The organism is Paenibacillus urinalis, assembly GCF_028747985.1.
GTDB classification, from domain to species: Bacteria; Bacillota; Bacilli; order Paenibacillales; family Paenibacillaceae; genus Paenibacillus; species Paenibacillus urinalis.
Window position 1 is genome coordinate 3,546,120 of the sequence record NZ_CP118108.1, and the last position, 16,202, is coordinate 3,562,321.

16 protein-coding genes are annotated in these 16,202 nt (G+C 44.7%); 2 read left to right on the forward strand and 14 right to left on the reverse strand.

Features of this window, described 5'->3' with window-relative positions; translation table 11 throughout:
* Positions 1-2: 2 nt before the first annotated feature.
* From PUW25_RS16300 to PUW25_RS16320, 5 genes are all read right to left on the reverse strand, one after another.
* Positions 3-869 (reverse strand): phage distal tail protein, encoded by an 867-nt coding sequence (locus PUW25_RS16300; RefSeq protein WP_047910654.1) that lies wholly within the window; start codon positions 867-869, stop codon positions 3-5.
* Positions 870-2,510, reverse strand: a complete 1,641-nt coding sequence (locus tag PUW25_RS16305; protein WP_047910655.1) for a phage tail protein — start codon at positions 2,508-2,510, stop codon at positions 870-872.
* Positions 2,511-2,876: 366 nt separating this feature from the next.
* A complete protein-coding gene (locus PUW25_RS16310) occupies positions 2,877-3,221 on the reverse strand; it encodes a hypothetical protein (RefSeq protein ID WP_047910657.1) in 345 nt (114 codons plus the stop codon).
* Positions 3,222-3,224: 3 nt separating this feature from the next.
* Entirely contained in the window at positions 3,225-3,818 is a 594-nt protein-coding gene (locus PUW25_RS16315; protein WP_047910658.1) for a major tail protein, read from the reverse strand.
* Positions 3,819-4,243: 425 nt separating this feature from the next.
* Entirely contained in the window at positions 4,244-4,609 is a 366-nt protein-coding gene (locus tag PUW25_RS16320) for a hypothetical protein (RefSeq protein WP_047910659.1), read from the reverse strand.
* Positions 4,610-4,847: 238 nt separating this feature from the next.
* Between PUW25_RS16320 and PUW25_RS16325 the strand changes: the two genes are divergently transcribed.
* On the forward strand, positions 4,848-5,312 hold the full coding sequence (locus PUW25_RS16325) for a helix-turn-helix domain-containing protein (RefSeq protein ID WP_047910756.1): 465 nt from the start codon (positions 4,848-4,850) through the stop codon (positions 5,310-5,312).
* On the forward strand, positions 5,309-5,728 hold the full coding sequence (locus tag PUW25_RS16330; protein ID WP_337999876.1) for an ImmA/IrrE family metallo-endopeptidase: 420 nt from the start codon (positions 5,309-5,311) through the stop codon (positions 5,726-5,728). Before PUW25_RS16325 ends, PUW25_RS16330 begins: the two co-directional genes overlap by 4 nt.
* Positions 5,729-5,929: 201 nt before the next feature.
* Here PUW25_RS16330 and glnA read toward each other — a convergent pair whose 3' ends face one another.
* From glnA to hfq, 9 genes are all read right to left on the reverse strand, one after another.
* A complete protein-coding gene (glnA, locus tag PUW25_RS16335; protein WP_047910661.1) occupies positions 5,930-7,258 on the reverse strand; it encodes a type I glutamate--ammonia ligase in 1,329 nt (442 codons plus the stop codon).
* Positions 7,259-7,476: 218 nt separating this feature from the next.
* The gene (locus PUW25_RS16340; RefSeq protein ID WP_047910662.1) at positions 7,477-7,893 is read right to left on the reverse strand and encodes a MerR family transcriptional regulator; all 417 of its coding nucleotides are present in this window, start codon (positions 7,891-7,893) and stop codon (positions 7,477-7,479) included.
* Positions 7,894-7,978: 85 nt separating this feature from the next.
* Positions 7,979-9,232: a methionine gamma-lyase family protein gene (locus PUW25_RS16345; protein WP_047910663.1), complete on the reverse strand. Its 1,254-nt coding sequence runs from the start codon at positions 9,230-9,232 to the stop codon at positions 7,979-7,981.
* A gap of 76 nt (positions 9,233-9,308) precedes the next feature.
* On the reverse strand, positions 9,309-10,601 hold the full coding sequence (gene hflX, locus PUW25_RS16350; protein ID WP_047910664.1) for a GTPase HflX: 1,293 nt from the start codon (positions 10,599-10,601) through the stop codon (positions 9,309-9,311).
* Between the two features lie 76 nt (positions 10,602-10,677).
* Positions 10,678-11,664 carry an AAA family ATPase gene (locus PUW25_RS16355; protein ID WP_047910665.1) on the reverse strand — a complete coding sequence of 329 codons (987 nt, stop codon included), beginning with the start codon at positions 11,662-11,664 and terminating at the stop codon, positions 10,678-10,680.
* A gap of 94 nt (positions 11,665-11,758) precedes the next feature.
* Positions 11,759-12,409, reverse strand: a complete 651-nt coding sequence (locus tag PUW25_RS16360) for a YdcF family protein (RefSeq protein WP_047910666.1) — start codon at positions 12,407-12,409, stop codon at positions 11,759-11,761.
* Positions 12,410-12,412: 3 nt separating this feature from the next.
* Positions 12,413-12,964, reverse strand: coding sequence for a ribonuclease FAU-1 family protein (locus tag PUW25_RS16365; protein WP_047910667.1), 552 nt, complete (start codon positions 12,962-12,964; stop codon positions 12,413-12,415).
* A 158-nt stretch (positions 12,965-13,122) separates the two neighbouring features.
* On the reverse strand, positions 13,123-15,774 hold the full coding sequence (locus PUW25_RS16370) for a transglycosylase domain-containing protein (RefSeq protein ID WP_274337296.1): 2,652 nt from the start codon (positions 15,772-15,774) through the stop codon (positions 13,123-13,125).
* 184 nt (positions 15,775-15,958) lie between these two features.
* Positions 15,959-16,198, reverse strand: a complete 240-nt coding sequence (gene hfq / locus PUW25_RS16375) for an RNA chaperone Hfq (protein WP_047910668.1) — start codon at positions 16,196-16,198, stop codon at positions 15,959-15,961.
* Positions 16,199-16,202: the final 4 nt, after the last annotated feature.

A 16,202-nucleotide genomic window follows, 5' to 3' on the forward strand; every position in this document is an offset into this window, starting at 1 on the left:
GTTTAAACAGCGGTATACAATTTGCTGTAGCTAATATTGACGACAGCACCTTGTATATCATCGTCTGCTGTGTATTCAATTTCGTTTTCTCCGATTGTTAATTTAAAAAAAGTGCTGTCCAGATCGATCCAGTTGAACACATTTCGTTCAGCTCCCGACGAATCAACGAAATAAACAGATTTGTTGTGGTCACTGGTATCAATCATCATGCGTTCACCTTCTCCAAGATACTGGCGCACCCGAAGATATTCTCCGGTTGTATTGTTCATAATTTTTGGGTTGAGTGCCGGCCCATAGAATTCAATCTGTATAGGTGCTGGTGCATCCCCATCATTTACGATCATTCTCTGATCTCTTTGATATCCCATTTGAAACTCGCCTTCAAAAGGAAATTGAAACAAAGATTCAAATGTCGGCTCCTCTGTAATATTGCTCGATCTCCAATATGGATTAGGACAAATAATGTCAACAAGTGCTCTTTGATAATAGACACCTCTGTTTTCGAAGCCTGCTCCAAACGTCGGTATATGTTCGGCAACAGCATCAATGACCCTGATTATATCTCCATATTGGTATTCAATCAGCCCTACGCCGTTTTTAGGATTCAGAACTTGTGCAAGCCTCGCACGCTTTTTAGAAATGTCTGTATCGTCAGTGCCTTTAATCCAAACCTCGAAGCTGATTGTTCTTACATCAAGTATGCCGTCAATAAATGTAGTTCCATCTTGATACGGTGCCTGTTGTGTTTGAATATCTGCACTTACATCCCCTAATCCAGTGATGTTCCCCATATAAAAAGAGGAGCTATCATCATTGAAAATGATGTGCTCCCCCTTGTGATTCGTGAACTTCAATTGCTTTGATCTCATTTACATCCCCCATTCAAGGGCTAATTGACGAGCAGCCTGAAGATTTTTTCGTGCTGTATCCGATGGAGACAGCGGCTGTGGGCTGACAACCGTGATGTTTTGAGTAATACCGCCACGTCCACTGCCAGCCGTATGATTTGCACGAGTATTTACATTCAATTCCGGAACGACTGCACGTGACATTTCAACTGCTGCTCTATGCACGGAATCCAATGTACTGGATATCCCATAAACAAAGCCTTCTCCCGTGTACTCTCCTAATTTCATCATTACTCGGCTTGGGGAATTAATGCTAAGCACATCTCTTATGCCGCCTGTTACACTGTTTGCTACGTCCCTAATTGCATCTGTGACAGCATGAATTTTGCTTTTAATCCCTTCAACAATGCCATTAATGATATCCGCACCGATACTGAGCATTTGAGATGGTAGCTGCTTAAGCCAATCGATGGCTTCACTGATCCCGTTCACGATGGCATCTTTGACCGTAACCACTGTTGTTTGCACAGCATCTTTCATTTGTTTAAACATCTCGGAACCAATACTATACAATTGCGACGGCAATTCACGAAACCAGGTCAATAGATTGTTCCAGGTTGTCTTAATCCATTCAGTCACAGCAGTAAGGATGGTTATTGTTACTTCTTTCATACCTTCCCAGGCGCCTGTCAGCACCTCTGAAACCAAACCAAGTGCCTCAGTAAACACTTGATTTATACCCTCCCATATCATTAGAAAAGCATCTTTCAGGTTATTCCAGATCGCTTGGGCATCCTGCGATAAACTCTCAAAATCACCAGTAACCAAATCAATGATGAATAGGAGAGCTCCTGCAAATATATTTTTTACAACCTCCCATATTCCGGTGAAAAACGTTTGGAGCCCTTCCATAATTGGAGTTATCGTGTTAACGATCTGATCGAAGGAAGTCTGTGCCAAGGTTGATAAACCAGACCAGGTCGTACTTAGAAAGCTGCTTATCCCATCCCAAATTTGCACCAAAAAGTCCGATATCGGCTGGAATATACTGTGGCTTAAATCGCTGATTGATTGCCAAACCGTGGACAATGAGGATTGAATCACTTCCCAAGCGGCTGTAGTCGCTCCACTAACACTCTCCCATAATCCTATAAAAAATCCGGAAATATGTTCCCAATTCTGATACACCAGCAATGCGCCTGCAGCTAATGCGGCAACAGCAGCAACAACAATACCAATAGGTCCTGAGGCAACGGAAAGAGCAGTGGAAATCGCCGGTCCGATGATGGAAAAGCCTGCAGCCAATTGCGGCAGAAGTCCAATTATTTGTATAATGGGACCCCCAATCAGTGCAATGGCTGCTACAACCGCTCCTGAAATGGCAATAAAGGACTGCAAGCTTTCAGGCATGCTAACGAATAAATTCACCACACCTTGAACGAAACCAACCAGACTTTCAAAAACCGGTAATAAAGACTGGATAACTGGAATAAGTGCTTCACCAATTGAAACTACAGCCAGGTCAATAGCCGTTTTAAGCTCCGTCATAGCCGTATTAAAAGATGCGAACGTGGACTCATCCGCAGCAGCTGCAACCGCACCTGCCAACGCCCCGGCTAATGTTTGTCCCAGTAGAGTAATACCTGAACCAACCTTTTGCATCTGTTCAAAATTATTGCCTAATGCCTGCTGAGCCTCTTTAAATGCTGCTGTATACGTACTCCCCAGCTGTTTAACAAGGAAGCTTTGCTCCTCAATTGCCGCATTCGTTTGTTGTATATTTTGTTCTTCGATCTTGGCTCACCTCCTTTTTTCTTTTGGCGTCTACTCTTTGGCTATCCAAAGAATGAATCGATATCTGCTTGAGTCGCGTTCTTTTGCTTTGATTTACTCCGCTCTGAATCTGGGAAGTACTGCTTTGACAGATCTAAAAGATCCCTGACTCTTAGCTCGTTTAATTCTAGGAAGCTTAATCCCATATGTTTTCCTAAAGCAAGCAACACGAAGTCAATCTCTGGTGCTTCTTCATTATTTGGTTGCTGGGATTCCATTGTCAGCGGGACGAAAAAAACCTTCTGTTGCCTCCTCAATAGCAGAGGTCAGTAAGGTTGGATCAGCCAAATTAATGGTGTCAAAGCTGCTAAGCCACGTCTCAAAGGAAGCAAAAGACTTGCCATATCCATCCGCCTTCGCCATAGCCCATACCATTTGCAGAATAGTAAGAATATCGAATCTCTGAGGATCATTCGATACTTCCGAAAGCTTGCTAAGATCGCCCATGAGGTCGCTCTTAAATTCTTGCTTATAATATAGAAGAGCCAGAGGGGTAGCTCTGACTCGGACTTGCTGATTCCCGATTTGAATTTCTCTCATTGTTTATACACCTCCAACTGCTTCGAACGAAGGAGTATAAACAGAATTAAAGAAGCTTTGGTAGGCGGCTGCATTCTGATCGCTAAGCTCAAGATCCCCTTTAACAACGATCATATCGTTAACTTCTAGCGGTGATATGGTTAGTGTCAGAATTTCTGTATTCACTTCAATCGCCTCGCCTTGTGTTGTACGCTCCTTCGCTGGGCGGCTAGCTTGGCAGTTATAATATACAAATCGACGATTTTTACTGTCGCCTTGCACTTGACCCAGAAGAGCAAATTTCTTAGGAAGAGCATTTGATACTTCTACCAGCATACCGTTACTGTCAATTACCCAGCCCAACATTTCAGCAAGAATATGATCTGGGACAAGTGCCATCTCAAGCTCTCCTGTGTAGCCATTGTTTGCTGTGGATACAAAATAGGCCATATTATCCGCATAAAAAGTGCTGGCTTCACCGACGGCCTCCGGTGTCCATCTTACCGCTCCCGGAATGGGTTCCGGTGCTTTCCAAACAGGCTGACTACCTGTAGTTGTTTCATCCAAAAAAGCCACATGCACCTGCTCTAAACCAAACGTTACTTTGTTCTCTGACATTCTCATTACCTCCAGTTTTTTTAAAAATTTAAAAATAATATACTAGGGCAGTTATTTTACCTGCCTTCCCCGCATCATACCCTTGCGCTTTACGCTAAGGAGCTTGTCCCACAGCATGATCGAGTCCTGCCACGATAAGGGCTTGCAGGGATGCCCGGGTAACCAACGACCCTATGCCCATACTTTAACAACGAAGCACCGACAAATTTACGACAGATTTCCGTCAATTTACCGTCAATCTTCAAACACCGTTGCTTTGAGCTAACAGAAGTGCTCGAAAGCCTCGTTCGGGAGTCACCCTATAGATGGCTCATTTGCTGGGTACACAAAAAAAGATGACTCCAAGAATTCGAAGTCATCTCTAAATTTATTAAGAGCTTGGTAAACATTTATTGAAATTGGCTACAATGTGGTTACGGCTTAGATCATATAACCTCAGAACGCTTTAATGCTTCGGTTATGGATTCAATCCCGGCATTTAATCTTCGATCTATCGTGCGTTCGCTAAGGTTTTCAGAGTAAAAAAGGTCGACTGTAAGCTTGTACTTTTTAGCTTTTATGTATCGGTGTTCAACTATTCTCCTTGTTTCTTCGTCTTCGATCATCTTTATTGCCGAATCAAGCTCGTTCACGATTCGTCCCCAGCTTTCTAGTGTCTGTTCTTCCAATTTAGTCCGATTTTCTTTTCTTCTTAATGCTTCAATCGTACCCATCATTTTTGGGTAATGACTCAGCAACCGTTTAACTGCGCTCTTGTCTTCTTTAGTTATCTCTAAGATTAAGCTTTCCATGTCTTTACCTCCCTGATTCATGCTGTCAAACCCTTACTTAATGTCATGGTAAATTAGCAGCTTCTTTTTATTACCTTGTGGTATCATGATACACAATAAATACCATTTGGTAAAGAGTGAATACAAATATCTTTATATTCTTTCCTAGCATATTTAGCTTTGTTACCCCATTTACCATTTGGTTATAATGGTTTATATTAATTACCTAGAGGTAAAATCATTTGGGAGGAAATACATGATGAGTTCAGATGAATTCGGTTTATATTTAAGAACGTTGCGTGAAAAGAATGGCCTGACTATAAATCAACTGTCTACTGCGTCTGGAATTAGTAACGCACAAATTTCAAGGATTGAGAACGGGCTTCGTAATTCTCCTAAGCCTAGTACAATTAAAAGTCTCGCTAAAGTTCTCAATGTAGATTATCAAGAAATGTTGTATAAAGCAGGTTACATAGAAGATATAAGTAACCATTATGAAACTCCTGAATGGGCTACTGCTAAAGACATTAGGGATTTTAAAAAAATGCTTGAAGATGATGCACCTATCATGTTTGATGGGGTTCCGATCGAGGGACAAGCAAAACAGCGTGTGCTCGATGTGTTGACAGGCTTGTTCTGGGAGGCTAAGGAAATGAACAAAGAAACCTACGGAAGAACAAAAAAGCTGGATACCAATAATGAAGAAGTCACCAAAAGAAGGTGATTAATTTGGATGAAATCATTGATAAACTCGTCAAAAAATTTAAGACAAACGATCCTTTTATCATAGCAGACGGCCTAAACATTCTTATCCGATATGCTAATTTTGAAGACGGGACTCGGGGACTGTATTATCGAAAGTTACGCAGACGATTTATTGTTATACACAATGAGCTAGATGATCATTGGAAACGGGTAGTTTGTGCCCATGAACTCGCACACGACAGGTTGCACCCTGATTTAAGCCGTTTCTGGCTCGATGATTACTCTTTTTTTAATGCTGGAAAGTATGAGAAACAAGCGAATACTTTTGCTTTGAAATTGCTCACACATTCTGAACAACAACAACCAGAAGAACCGATCGAGCGTTTTTTGCAGCGTTGTGGCATTCCACAAGAACTTCATTCTTTTTATGATTGAATTTGTAGATTGAACGTTACAGAAGCTACGACTTAATTCCTGCTAAGTTTGCTTGTTTACCACCATTAGCTTTCTGAATAAGAATACCTAAACTAAAAACTAAACTTGTCTTTATACAAAAAACCGCCATTCAAATGTTAGATTGTAACTAACATTTGAATGGCGGTTTAAACACTTTCTAAGCGCCAAGGGTTTCCGGTTTTAGTAAAGCGTCAAATATTGATCGCGTTCCCATTGATGTACTTGTGTGCGATACATGTCCCACTCGATTTCTTTCAGTTCATAAAAGTGAGCCAGCGCATGATCACCAAGCGCCTCAGTGATAACTTCGCTGCGGATCAGCTCATGCAATGCTTCCTTCAGGTCGGCTGGGAGTGAAGGAATACCTTCTTCAATACGCTCTTCTTCCGACATGATGTAGATGTTGCGGTCGATTGGAGCAGGAAGACTCAGCTCACGGTTAATTCCGTCCAGTCCGGCTTTGAGCATAACAGCAAGTGCCAGATAAGGGTTCGCAGCAGGGTCTGGATTACGTACTTCTACACGAGTACTCAGCCCGCGGGAAGCCGGAATACGGATCATCGGACTGCGGTTACTTGCAGACCATGCAACGTAGCAAGGAGCTTCATAACCAGGAACCAAACGTTTGTAAGAGTTCACTGTCGGATTCGTAATGGCTGCCATAGCACGTGCATGCTTGAGAATACCAGCCATGTAGTGGCGAGCAGTCTTGCTGAGCCCCAAAGTATCGGATTCATCATAGAATGTATTCACATTGTCTTTGAATAGAGATTGGTGACAGTGCATACCGGAGCCATTCATGCCGAAGAGCGGCTTAGGCATAAATGTCGCATGCAGTCCATGCTGACGAGCAATCGTCTTAACAACCAGCTTAAACGTTTGAATCTGGTCAGCAGCCTTAATTGCATCTGCATACTTAAAGTCGATTTCATGCTGCCCAGGAGCAACCTCATGGTGAGAAGCTTCAATCTCGAAGCCCATTTCCTCAAGCGTCAGCACGATTTCACGACGGCAGTTCTCTCCAAGATCGGTAGGAGCCAGGTCAAAATAACCACCTTGGTCATTCAGCTCTTCCGTTGGGTTACCGTTGGCATCCGTACGGAACAGGAAGAACTCAGGTTCTGGTCCTACATTCATTGAAGTGTAGCCCATTTGCTCTGCTTCTGTCAGTACGCGCTTCAGGATGCCACGCGGGTCCCCTGCAAACGGCGTTCCATCTGGCATATACACATCACAAATAAGACGCGCAACACGATTCTCTGTTACCCATGGGAAAATAACCCATGTGTCCAAATCTGGGTACAAGTACATATCAGATTCTTCAATACGAACGTAGCCTTCAATGGAAGAGCCGTCGAACATCATCTTGTTGTCGAGTGCTTTTACCAGCTGGCTTACGGGAATTTCAACGTTTTTAATTGTTCCAAGCAAATCTGTAAATTGCAAACGAATGAAACGTACATTTTCTTCTTTCGCTATGCGGAGAATGTCATCTTTTGTATAACTCACTATATCCTCTCCCTCTTCTTCTTAAAAGTATCAGCTTCAACAAGTATTGCTATTGCAGGTTAAACGTATACCGCAGATAACGCCACTACAGAGCTGCAAGAAATGATGGGTCTCATTCATTGTCACAGGCAAAGGATAAGATGTCAAGAAAGCGATTACGAGCTCTTAAGCCTTCTTATCCTGTTATCCTTATACCCGTTCCCCTTCGTTAACTAACATCACTTCTTGTTAAAGAATCTCGACAACTCCCCTTGAATCAGGGATACCTGACCCGGGCGTTTGCCGCCAGACACCAGCTGCTGCTTAAGTAAACGGTGGAGCTGCGAATCAGACAGCTCTCTGCGCTTCACCTCGGTGTCCGCTGTAATGATCGTTGCTTCCTCTGACTCTTTCGTGACAGGATTCATCACTTGTTTGATTCCAGCTATGTTTACACCCTTCTCAATGAGGGCTTTAATCTCAAGCAATCGTTCAACATCATTAAAAGAAAACATTCTTTGATTGCCCGAGGTACGTGCAGGTACGATCAAATTATGCTGTTCATAGTAGCGGATCTGGCGTGCAGACAAATCAGTAAGCTTCATCACAATACCAATTGGAAATAAGGCCATGTTTCTGCGTATTTCGTCACCCATCTCGTTCATCTACCTTCCAAGTATTCTAAGATATCATCATTGTACATTTTTATGATACCAAGTGTCAATGACGTGTTAGGTAAACTTACAGTAAATTACGATTTTTCATCGTTTGTAACGCCATGAGCACACCGTATTTCACATGAGAATAAGTTAGTCCGCCTTGCATGTAGCCGATATAAGGCTCGCGAATCGGCGCATCAGCCGAGAGCTCGAGACTGCCTCCTTGAATAAAGGTTCCTGCAGCCATAATAACCGGATGTTCATAACCCGGCATATCCCAAGGCTCCGGCACGACATGACTGTCCACTGCAGCGGCCCGCTGAATACCTTGTACGAATGCGATGAGATGCTCTGGACCGCTAAAGGATACAGCCTGAATCAGATCGGTCCGTATTTCATTCCATGCCGGCTTTGTTTCAAAACCGACCGCTTCGAACATGGCTGAGGCAAAAACACTCCCCTTGATGGCTTGTCCGACGGTGGATGGAGCCAGGTACAATCCCTGATATATCCCTCTAGTGGTACCCAGCATAGCACCTACTTCTCCTCCAATGCCAGGCGCAGTTAAGCGGTATGCAGCCAGTTGGACATACTCTGCTTTACCGCAGATATACCCCCCTGTCTCGGCAATGCCTCCACCCGGATTTTTGATCAGAGAGCCTGCAATCAGGTCCGCGCCTACCTCCGTCGGCTCCTGTTCCTCTGTAAATTCCCCATAACAATTATCTACGAATACAATGACATCCGGCTTAATCGCTTTGACTTTCTCAATCATTTCTTTGATCTGCTGCACGGTAAAGGATGAGCGCCAGTCATAGCCCCGTGAACGTTGAATGCCGATGACCTTCGTATTAGAATGGATCGACTGTTCTACCGCTGCGAAGTCCACTACACCTTCAGGAGTCAGATCCGTTTCGCGGTATGTAATCCCAAAATCGTACAGGGATCCCGTGCCATCCCCTGGCTTGCCGATCACCTTATGAAGCGTGTCGTAAGGCTTGCCCGTAATGTACAAGAGCTCATCTCCAGGTCTTAGCACACCAAAAAGAGCGGTGGCAATCGTATGCGTACCGGATGCAAAATGTGGACGCACCAAAGCCGCCTCCGCTCCAAACACGTCGGCGTATACTTCGTCTAATATTTCTCGGCCGCGATCGTTATAAGCGTAGCCCGTAGAGCCTGCAAAATGGAAGTCACTTACTTGATGCTTCTGGAATGCATCTATTACCTTCCATTGATTGCTGTCGACGATTAGGTCTACTTCTCGCAGCCTTGATTCGATCTTGTGCTCAATCGTTTGCTGAAGCTGAACAATGTCTGCTGAAAAAACACCCATTTCTCGTTTTTCTCTCCTCACAAAACTAACACCAATATTACTTTAGTGCGTTACAATATTAGTATACAAAATCACATCAATTTGACGAGTCAATAAAATCTTTTAACAGATACCCATGCTTCTCATATTCGCCCTTTTGGACCTGTACTTCATAAATAACATCATTCTCATCATAGGTCGTTTCGATCACATCGCCGATTCGATAGACAACAGAGGTGATATCTCCTCGCTCCGCGGGAATTCTAAACTTAACCGTATCTCCAGTTAGTTCTTCCTGTATCAATTCACGAATGCTCAGCAGATCCTGCTCATCAAATGCACTTATTTTTCTGTAGCCCTTGCCCGTCGGAAGCATTTGCAGCTGCTCGGGAGAACAGGCATCCTTCTTGTTAAACAGCACAATTTGTGGTTTATCGGAAGCACCCAGCTCCTGCAGCAGCTTTTCAACAACATTCATTTGCTCCTCTCTCATCGTAGAAGAAGCATCAACAACATGCAGGATGAGATCTGCCTCATTCACCTCTTCGAGCGTTGCCCTGAATGCAGCAACCAGCTCATGCGGAAGGTTCTGTATAAAGCCTACTGTATCCGTTAACACAATTTCTTTGCCGCTCGGCAGTTCCAACGTTCGGGAAGTCGGATCAAGAGTTGCAAACAACTGGTTCTCAATATAAACATCAGCCGATGTCAGCTGTTTAAGCAGTGTAGACTTTCCGGCATTCGTATAACCGACCAATGCTACTTGAATTACTCCGCTCTTCTTACGGCGTTCCCGGTGCAGCGTACGGTGACGGGTCACCTCTTCTAATTGCCGTTTCAGGTCGGTAATCCGTCCGCGAATATGTCTGCGGTCCGTCTCCAGCTTGCTCTCACCCGGTCCTCTTGTTCCGATCCCCCCGCCAAGACGTGACAGGTTCTTGCCGTGTCCAGACAGTCTTGGCAGAAGGTAAGAATGCTGTGCCAGCTCTACCTGAATAATACCCTCTCTCGTATGAGCACGCTGTGCAAAAATATCCAGGATAAGCTGGGTTCGATCTATAATTTTCAGATCAAGGCTTTCTTCGAGATTGCGAACCTGTGCTCCAGACAGCTCTTGGTCAAAAATAGCGGTAGTCGCACCAAGCTCCTCTGCCGCTGCACGAAGCTCTTCTACCTTACCTTTTCCGATAAACCATTTGGAGTCTGGAGTCTCCCGATTCTGAGATATGACGCTAAGCACTTCAACACCTGCAGTTTCCGCAAGCTTAACGAGCTCTTCAAGCGAATACTCAGGGTTAATGCCTGACCGCTTAACTTCATCGGTCACTAAGCTGACTAATACAGCCTTATCTTTTATCTCCGTGGATGTTTCATGTGTGGAGTTACTCATTTCTTAAGCTCCTTCAAATATAGGTAACGTCTACGATTTCAGTCCCTATGGAATGTAAGTGAATATCTATTATCGCTCATTTCTTGTCTAGCTTCAAATCCTCAACCCGAAGTGTCATCAGCTCCAGCTTGCCAGGGTTTCCTGAGGAATACTGATTCAGCAGCCGGACCGCTTGATGCCTAATCGATTTCTCAATCAAATTGCGAACATACCGTGCGTTACTGAACGCTTGTGACGTTTCATTTTTCTCATCAAGCAGTTGCTGCTTTAACTTGAGTATGGTCTGCGGCATCAAAATATAATCTCGATCCTTAGCCATAAGCTCTGAAATCTGAATCAACTGATCAATGGTATAGTCAGGAAATTCGATCTGAATCGGGAATCTGGACGGAAGTCCGGGATTGGTCTGCATGAAGAAATCAATCTCGTCAGAATAGCCCGCAAGAATCAATATAAATTGATTCTTGTGATCTTCCATCGCTTTAACAAGCGTATCAATCGCCTCTTTGCCAAAATCCTTCTCACCGCCGCGTGCCAAGCTGTAGGCTTCATCAATAAACAGAATACCGCCTAACGACTTTTTCACCAAATCTCTCGTTTTTTGAGCCGTGTGACCAATATACTCGCCGACCAAATCAGCTCTCTCGACCTCAATAAGATGCCCTTTGGTCAGGACCCCCATCTTCTGAAACAGCTTGGCGACGATACGAGCAACCGTTGTCTTGCCGGTACCGGGATTGCCTTTGAACACCATATGATACACATGAGAACCGCTCATGAGTCCCGCATCAGATCTCATCTGTGCAATTTGCAGGAATGCATAAATTTCAAACACAAAATCCTTAATGCTCTCGAGGCCCACCAGCTGATCCAATTCCTTCTGTATATCCTGATACATCGCAAACTGCGGATTGTTCTTCAAAGAGGCGGCAGTCTCTTCCGGATCTGATATCGACTCTTTATTCAGACCATAGCCTTCTGGCTGATTACGCAAAACGACATTGATCTGCCTGGAAGGTCTGCCTTCCGGCCGCTCTCCTGCTGCCATCGCTCTTCCGTTCATATACACGCTCACCTCAACTCCATAAGGGGCTAACTTCTCTATCTAAAGTATTCTAGTTAGTTCAATGTTATTAGAAGTTTCCCTTAAAAAATTGTTACTGAAAGCTCAGAAGAGCGGCATCCAGCTTCCACTTCGTATAAGCAAGCGTTTCCCGAATTTGGCTTGGCAAAAATGGCATAGCCACAGATTCAGCAAGTGAGAGCAGTGGTGCTTCATAATCAAGAAACTCGGCGATTTCAAGTGATCGCATACCGTGAAAATCATGCGTAATAATAATCGATGAAGCAAGGCCCTGATCTGTCATAATTCTCTGGCTGAACAATAAATTCTCGTACGTACTGGTCGCTTCATTCTCTAGCAAAATACGAGATGGCTCCACACCATGCTCTACAAGATAGCGCTGCATCCCCTCGGCCTCGGTAAGTCGGTGCTGAGGACTGTCCAATCCACCGGTAACGATAAAGTATCTGAAGCTCCCTGCTTCATGCAACTCAATAGCCTTGTCCAGCCGTTCAGCGAGACCCGGGCTGGGTTCGTCGCCCCAGAGCGACGCCCCCAGTACAATGCCCGCGTCAACAGGATCAGCAAATTCCGTTGTCTCCTTCGGATTAAAAATTTTCCATTGTACATAAACGACCCAGATCAGTCCAATAATTACGAGTGCTGTTAATATCCTAAATGCACTTCGCAAAAATTTCGTGTTCCTGGGTGTATTATTTATAGGTTTTGCTTGCTCAAATGCCATAGCTCACTCCTTGAATTCCCCATTCTCGAACAAAGTGGAACGGTGTTCCAATGACATCTGGAAATAAGGGAAGGAATGCGCATCAATTGAATGCAATAAGTACTGCGCTGTCCGCATGGACAATTCGTAATCTGTTGTCGTAATATGCCCCTTATCCAAAGCGTCATCTAGTTCATCTTCGTCGAGTAGGAATACTTCTCCATCCCTCAGAACGATAACATCCAAATATAAGTCATCAAACCAAGGAACGCCCTGATCTGTGACACCCTGACTACGGCAAGTATCGATATACCATTCAATAATCCGTTCCTGGTCATCAAACATCGCCGTCACAACAAAGTGCTCATCCTTAGGAAAATACTGAAGCCAGGAATACCCTTTATCCGCTGTGCAGAACGTATACCCTCCATAAGTTTTCCATAAAGGTTCCTTTAACTCATGGATGGTATAAAGGGATAAATAACCGGTAAACTCCTCGCTCTCTACATATCGACAGGTGAATTGCCGATTGGTAATTCGGCGCCAGTTCGCTCTGTCTCCAAATTTTCTCTTCATCTCAATCCCTCTTTACTCATCCAATATCCGCTTTATTAAAAACAGCTTACCATATTTAAGTTATACACTCAAAATTTACTCATAACCAAAACAAATCAGTACCTACGCGCAAAAAAAGACCTGCCGTCACTGTGACAGCAGGTCTTTCGCTAATGTTATTAAGGTGTCGTTGTACCGGGAACTGTAGTGGTTGGCGGGTTATCTTCTCCTGGAGGTGAGATTTCACCAGATGGAGGTGTAGTTTCCTCCGGCGGAGTTTCTCCACCTTCGTTATTGCCTTCCCCTCCGCTGGAAGGAGGTTCCGTACCGTTACCACCATTGCCAGTGTCGTTACCTCCTTGACCCCCGCCATTTCCACCATTGCCAGTGCCGGAGCCATTTCCACCATTACCTTCATTACCGGAGCCGTTTCCTTCACCGGTATCCGCTCCGTTCCCTTCTCCATTACCGTTACCGCTATTATCCGGGTCTTCTTGACCTTGACCTGGATCTGTACCCGGATCTTCAGGTACTTCCGGCTGTTCCGGAGTTTCTGGAGCCTCCTCTACCGGTTCGATAAACAGTGACACATGGTTGGACTCACTTGCATCCTCCCCGTTCTCCGGATTAATAACGGTGACATAATATTCGTAGGTCAGACCAGGTAATGCTCCCGTGTCCGTTGCCGAAGTTCCCGAGATCTGATCCTGGATTCGACTGAAGCTTCCTTCCGACGTCTCTTTACGATAGATTCGGTATTGTAAGCCTTCGGTTGATGACCCGCTCCAGCTCAGTGATACGGCTTGAGCCTCTTTATCGTAAGAGGCACTCAGTCCACTAACCGTCAGATCCGTTTCCGGCTCTTCCTCTTCAACTGGCGGTTCCGTTACCTCTGGAACTTCACTATCCGGCACAAAGAATTCCTTGCGCTCCACTCCTTCAAGCGCCTTTTCCATAACCGTCTTGAAGAAGGTAGCTGCAAGTCGGCTGCTGTTCTTCAGCAGGTGCTGCTGATCCGGATTATCGTATCCCATCCAGACTGCGGCGGTGTATTCTGGTGTATAGCCGACGAACCATACATCACGGTTCGCGCTGTTTCCTTCGTAACCGCTCTGTGTCGTTCCTGTCTTACCAGCCACAGGACGATCCAGCTTCGCGCTTGTACCTGTACCGCTATTGACAACCTCTTGCATCATTTCTGTCATTTGATAAGCGGTTTGCTCACTCATTACTTGCTCGGCATCTGATTCATACTCATAAATCACCTTGCCATCGCTGTTCTCAATTCGTGAGATAGCATGACCTTCCTGATACTGACCGCGATTAGCAAATGCACTGTATGCTGAAGCCATCTCAAGCGTATTCGTTCCTTTATCCAAGCCGCCAAGCGCCATGGATAGATTGCGGTCACCATCCGTCATCGTAATCCCCAGCTTCTCGGCAAACTCATATCCTGTGTTAACGCCGATTTCATTCAGCAGCCACACGGCAGGAATATTTTCAGACTTCGTGATGGCATCCGCCATGCCGATCGTATTCGAATATCCGTGCAGGTTCCGAGGACAATAATCACCAAAGCATTGCTGCGAGTTGCTTAGTGGTGTATTCATTGTAAAATCACCAGTTTCTAGAGCCGGTGCATAGGAAGCAATCGGCTTAAACGCAGATCCTGGCTGACGATAGCTGCTTGTCGCGCGGTTCCAGCCTTGACGCTGATAATCGCGGCCTCCCTGCATCGCAACGATACCGCCTGTTGCATGGTCCATAATCACCATGGAGCCCTGCACCTTCTGGTCCGATGCGCTTTCTTCGAACAATTCATCATTCTTAAAAGCGGCTTCTACAGCTTCTTGAGCCTCAGGAGCCATCGCTGTATAGATTTTATAACCACCGATGTTCAGATCATCCGTTGTTTTGCCTGTTACACGCTCAGCCTCTTTCAGCACGTAATCGACATAGGCAACGTATTTCTTCTCCTCTTCCGGACGCTCATAAGCGTAATCCACTGCTTTGGCCTCATCCATCTCTTCCTTCGAAATGTATCCTTGATCATACATTAATTGAAGGACAACTCCTCTTCTTTCTTTGGAGTCGTTAGGATTACCTGCCGGATTGTAAGCAGATGGGCCCTTAGGAATCGCCGCCAGCGTCGCAACTTCCCATATTTCCAGCTCATTCAGGTCACTCTTGCCGAAATAAAACTCCGAAGCGGTTTGAATCCCATAGTTCTGGTATCCGAACCAGGTACGGTTTAAATACATCGTCAAGATTTCATCCTTTGAATAATTCCGTTCAATGGCAAGCGCAATGGACATCTCCGTCGCCTTACGGAAGAACGTTTTATCCCGCGTCAGGAACACGTTCTTGGCGAGCTGCTGAGAGATGGTACTACCGCCCTCAACCAGAGAACGGGCCATAATATCCGTGACTGCTGCACGACCGATCGCCCACAGATCTACACCGTTGTGCTCGTAGAACCTTCTATCCTCTGTCGCAATAAAGGCATCTTTCAAGATTTGAGGAATATCCTCTCCATCTACAGGATCACGCTTCTCAATGGACAGCTCACTGATCTCCTCATCATTTCGGTCATATACCTTGGATGTTTCGTTCACGGTCATTTTGTCAAAGTTGGCCTGTAAGATCCGCTCTCCGCTCACCATAATAAACAGATAGCCGGCAAGCGCAACAAAGATGACAAAAGCAGCTGTAAAAAACAATGTCCAGGCTACACGTTTACCCGATATTTTTTTCTTTTTCTTAGGTCCTGGTTTCTTCTCTTTTTGATTATTCTTACGATTCCCGGACCTAGACAATGTATCGTTTGACATGGTACCTCCTGACTCCCTTATAGGTGTAGCACATTCATGCTAGTCTTTAAGTCTTTTTTCATAGAATTGAAACCATTTTGTAAACTTTCTCCTAAGAAGTAAAAGAACAACCTTTACAGGTTGCTCCGCCTCAATCCTATACGTATTAACGAAATGGACTCTTTAAAAGTTTCAATGATTGATTTTATTCTTCACCACTGCCATTTTGCATAAGAGAAATATTCCGTTGTGGTGTAAAGGTGGATATGGCATGTTTGTAAATCATTTGCTGGCGTCCGTCACTGTCGACAACAATGGTATAGTTATCAAATGCCTTGACAGTCCCGCGAATTTGAAAACCGTTGACGAGAAAAATAGTAGCTGGAATATTTTCTTTGCGCATTTGATTCAAGAACGTATCTTGGATGTTGATGGACTTGGTCATTAGC

Bases quoted from the DNA above. Each gene is read 5' to 3' on its own strand.
- PUW25_RS16365 (WP_047910667.1), bottom strand. From the start codon at position 12,964: ATGAAGAGAAAATTTGGAGACAGAGCGAACTGGCGCCGAATTACCAAT.
- hflX (WP_047910664.1), bottom strand. From the start codon at position 10,601: ATGAGTAACTCCACACATGAAACATCCACGGAGATAAAAGATAAGGCT.
- PUW25_RS16315 (WP_047910658.1), bottom strand. From the start codon at position 3,818: ATGTCAGAGAACAAAGTAACGTTTGGTTTAGAGCAGGTGCATGTGGCT.
- PUW25_RS16305 (WP_047910655.1), bottom strand. From the start codon at position 2,510: ATGCAAAAGGTTGGTTCAGGTATTACTCTACTGGGACAAACATTAGCC.
- PUW25_RS16370 (WP_274337296.1), bottom strand. From the start codon at position 15,774: ATGTCAAACGATACATTGTCTAGGTCCGGGAATCGTAAGAATAATCAA.
- PUW25_RS16345 (WP_047910663.1), bottom strand. From the start codon at position 9,232: ATGGGTGTTTTTTCAGCAGACATTGTTCAGCTTCAGCAAACGATTGAG.
- hfq (WP_047910668.1), bottom strand. From the start codon at position 16,198: ATGACCAAGTCCATCAACATCCAAGATACGTTCTTGAATCAAATGCGC.
- PUW25_RS16320 (WP_047910659.1), bottom strand. From the start codon at position 4,609: ATGGAAAGCTTAATCTTAGAGATAACTAAAGAAGACAAGAGCGCAGTT.
- PUW25_RS16310 (WP_047910657.1), bottom strand. From the start codon at position 3,221: ATGAGAGAAATTCAAATCGGGAATCAGCAAGTCCGAGTCAGAGCTACC.
- PUW25_RS16355 (WP_047910665.1), bottom strand. From the start codon at position 11,664: ATGAACGGAAGAGCGATGGCAGCAGGAGAGCGGCCGGAAGGCAGACCT.
- PUW25_RS16300 (WP_047910654.1), bottom strand. From the start codon at position 869: ATGAGATCAAAGCAATTGAAGTTCACGAATCACAAGGGGGAGCACATC.
- PUW25_RS16340 (WP_047910662.1), bottom strand. From the start codon at position 7,893: ATGGGTGACGAAATACGCAGAAACATGGCCTTATTTCCAATTGGTATT.
- PUW25_RS16360 (WP_047910666.1), bottom strand. From the start codon at position 12,409: ATGGCATTTGAGCAAGCAAAACCTATAAATAATACACCCAGGAACACG.
- PUW25_RS16325 (WP_047910756.1), top strand. From the start codon at position 4,848: ATGAGTTCAGATGAATTCGGTTTATATTTAAGAACGTTGCGTGAAAAG.